Raw genomic sequence first — 3,920 nt, forward strand, 5'->3', positions numbered from 1 at the left:
GAAAGTGCGGTTGATTTTGTCGTGAAATCGGTGACTAAAGGCGACATTGGCGAATTAGTGGGGCGAAATCAGGAGTTTTATAAACGGTTGCGTGATGGCGTGAAGGTGGAATATCGGAAAAACGGAGAGCAGAAATTTGATGTGGCACGCCTAGTAGATTTTGAACACTGGACAAACAACCGTTTTGTGATGGTGAATCAACTCGAAATTCGCAGCCGTAAAGGAGGCAAACGAATCCCTGATATTATCGGTTTTGTGAATGGTTTGCCTTTGGTGGTGTTTGAGTTGAAAAATCCCCTGCGTGAGTCGGCCGATTTGTTGCAAGCCTTTAATCAGTTGCAAACCTACAAAGATGAAATTGCTGATCTTTTTGTTTATAACCAAGCCTTGATTATCAGTGATGGCTTGAATACTCGATTAGGATCGCTTTCGGCTGATTTTCAACGTTTTACTCCTTGGAAAGTGGTAGATGAAAAAGCCCAGAGCCAGCGGTTAGATTTTGGCGATGAATTGCAAAATTTGTTGAATGGTTTACTCACGCCACAAAAATTGCTGGATTATGTACGTTACTTTGTGTTGTTTGAACGGAATTCTAATGGGACGTTAATTAAAAAAATTGCCGCTTATCACCAATATTACGGGGTCAATGAAGCGGTGGAATCCACCCTTTTTGCCACTAGCGAACAAGGGGATAAACGTATTGGTGTGATGTGGCACACGCAAGGATCAGGTAAATCTATTTCTATGCTGTTTTATGCCGGCAAATTGCTTTCCCAACCTGAATTGAAGAACCCTACAATTTTGGTGGTCACGGATCGTAACGATTTAGACGGACAACTTTTCCAAACTTTCAGTAGCGGTAAAGATTTAATCAAACAAACGCCACAGCAGGTGGAAGATCGGGAAGCACTTCGCCAATTATTAAGTGAACGTGAATCCGGCGGGGTGTTTTTTACCACGATTCAAAAATTTGGCTTAGAGGAAACAGAAGATAAATTCCCGATATTAAATAGCCGTTCTAACATTATTGTGATTAGCGATGAAGCACATCGTAGCCAATATGGTTTAACCAAAAAATTACACAACGGCAAATATCAAGCAGGTTACGCCCGCCATTTGCGGGATGCCCTACCCAACGCCTCTTTTATCGGTTTTACCGGTACGCCAATTAGCCTTGAGGATAAAGATACACAAGAAGTGTTTGGGCGGTATGTTTCCATTTATGATCTGCAAGATGCGGTGGAAGATGGGGCAACTGTGCCGATTATTTATGAAGCAAGGCAAATTCAACTGGCAGAAAAAACCAATCACGAAGCCTTATTTGCTGAAATTGATGAACTGTTAGAAAACGAAGATAATCCGAAATTACGCTTGCGAGAAAAATTACTGGGTTCAGAAGCCCGATTACGGGATCTTGCAATGGATTTTGTCAGCCATTTTAGCAAACGTAATGAACAGCAGGACGGTAAAGCGATGATTGTGGTTTCCAGCCGTCAAATCTGTGTGGATTTATATCATCAAATTACCGCCCTTCACCCAGAATGGCATTCTGATGATATCAATCAGGGTTCGATAAAAATTGTGATGACAGGTTCTGCATCCGATGACCTCAAAATGCAGAAACACGTTTACAGCAAACAAGAAAAGCAAACCCTTGAACGCCGTTTTAAAGATCCGAATGATCCGTTAAAAATCGTGATTGTCCGTGATATGTGGCTCACAGGATTTGACGCACCTTGTTGTAATACCATGTATCTCGACAAGCCGATGAAAGGACATAATCTAATGCAAGCTATTGCTCGTGTAAACCGTGTATTTGCAAATAAAAGCCGAGAAAACGGTGGGTTGATTGTAGATTATGTGGGTTTAGCCGAAGAATTAAAAGAGGCAACGAAACAATACACTAATTCCACAGGCAAGGGGAAATTGGCGGAAAATGTGCAAGAAGTGTTCTTTAAAATGAAAGAGCAACTCGAATTTATCCGCACTTTGTTTACAACTAAAATTAACGGTAAGACTTTTGATGTGCCATCCGCTATTACTGAAGCCGAACCGGCACTATTACTCAAAGCCATTGCACGTGCAGCAGAACATATCTCAAGACTTGATCAACAGACCGATGATGATAAAGCATATCATCAACAATGGAAAAATTCAGATGATCCTGAGCCCCGCAAAAAAGCCTTTTTAAAAACTGTAGCCAGCCTTAAAAAAGGTTATGCGCTATGTGGTGCATTAAAAGAGGCAGAGCCCTATAATCAAGAAATTGCATTTTATGATGCGGTACGTGCGGTGCTTTCCAAACGTGAACAAAAAGGCACCGGCACGCAAGAACGGCTTATTCAACTTAAGGCCTTAATCAACCAAAGTATTGTTTCAGAAGGCACGATTGATTTGTTCGAATTGCTTGGTAAAGAACAAACACAAATTAATTTGCTTTCTGATGAGTTTTTACAGGCGATAAAAAATAGCGAAACCAAAAGCCTTTGGGTATTGGCAATGGAACGCTACTTGAAGCAAGAAATCAAAGCAAAAGCAGGGAGAAACCTTGTAGCACAGAAAGACTTTGAACAACGTTTACAAGAAGCTTTAAATCAATATCACAACCACAATCTCACGGTAGTTGAAATTCTGGATGCACTGGTGCAAATGGGACGGGATTTTTCCGAGCGTTTGGGACGAGGCGAAAAACTCGGTTTAAGCGTTACAGAATTGGCGTTTTATGATGCCCTTTCTCAAAACGGGAGTGCAAGGGAATTAATGCAAGATGAAACCCTTTCAGCATTGGCAAAAGAGATCACCAATATTCTGCGAAAATCCGTCAGTATTGATTGGCAACATAAAGAAGCCGTGCGAGCAAGAATTCGGCTACTCGTTCGCCGAGCATTGCAAAAATATAAATATCCACCGGATAAAGCAGAAGAAGCAATAACATTCGTCTTACAACAAGCCGAAGAAATTGCCGATGAATTAACCACTGAATAAGGATGAAGGGACGAAAATTCGCCCTTATTCAATAAAATCCTGCTCTATCGCAGTTTGGACAATTGATATGCCTTGTTTGTAACGCTCAATGAATTGCTGATAACCTTCTGTGATTTGTTTTTCCGGATAAACTAAGCTGATTTCCACTTGATTGAAAATATCATTGTCCAGATAGTCTTCTAAAGAAAAGGTTTTTGAGCGACTTAAAAAATTGGCTAATAAAGCAATCCCCCAAGCACCGCCATTAGAAGCGGTCTCCATTGTCGCAAGCGGAATATTTAATGCAGAAGCTAATATTTGTTGAGCAACATTTTCCGTTTTAAAAATGCCGCCGTGTCCAAGAATACGCGTGATTGTAACCTTTTCCTGCCGCAATAAAATATCCATGCCTAATTTCATTGCACCAAATGCTGTATATAAGTGAACCCTCATAAAATTAGCTAAATTAAATTTGGCGTTAGCCGGATGCAAAAATAACGGGCAGCCTTTTTCCAAACCGACATTATGTTCCCCAGAATAAAATCCGTAGGACAATAATCCGCCACAATCCGTATCCCCCTGTAAAGCATGAAGAAATAGCGTCTCGTATAATTCTTCAGTACAAATTTTGATACCAAATGTTTGTAAACATTCGCCCAATAAATTAACCCAAGCATTAATATCAGTCGTACAATTTTGGGCATGAGCCATTGCCACTAATTTTCCCGCGGGTGTAGTAACAATATCTAATTCGGCATAGACTCTTGATAATGCTTTTTCTAATACAATCATTGCAAAGGCTGATGTACCAGCGGAAATATTCCCTGTTTTTTCTTTAATACAGTTGGTTGCCACCATTCCGGTGCCTGCATCGCCTTCTGGTGGACAAAATGGAATATTTGCGTGTAAAGCCCCTGTCGGATCTAATAACTTTGCTCCAAGTGCGGTCAATTTTC

The 3,920-nt window shown here is 40.8% G+C and carries 2 protein-coding genes; one reads left to right on the forward strand and one right to left on the reverse strand.

Annotated features, from left to right (window positions below; genetic code table 11):
* Positions 1-2,985: type I restriction endonuclease subunit R (locus tag BKK47_RS11760; RefSeq protein WP_077495011.1), on the forward strand; the 2,985-nt coding region annotated here is incomplete at its 5' end.
* A 24-nt stretch (positions 2,986-3,009) separates the two neighbouring features.
* Here BKK47_RS11760 and BKK47_RS11765 read toward each other — a convergent pair.
* Positions 3,010-3,920: FGGY-family carbohydrate kinase (locus BKK47_RS11765; RefSeq protein WP_244149145.1), on the reverse strand; the 911-nt coding region annotated here is incomplete at its 5' end.

This window comes from Rodentibacter mrazii (assembly GCF_001998825.1).
GTDB lineage: Bacteria > Pseudomonadota > Gammaproteobacteria > Enterobacterales > Pasteurellaceae > Rodentibacter > Rodentibacter mrazii.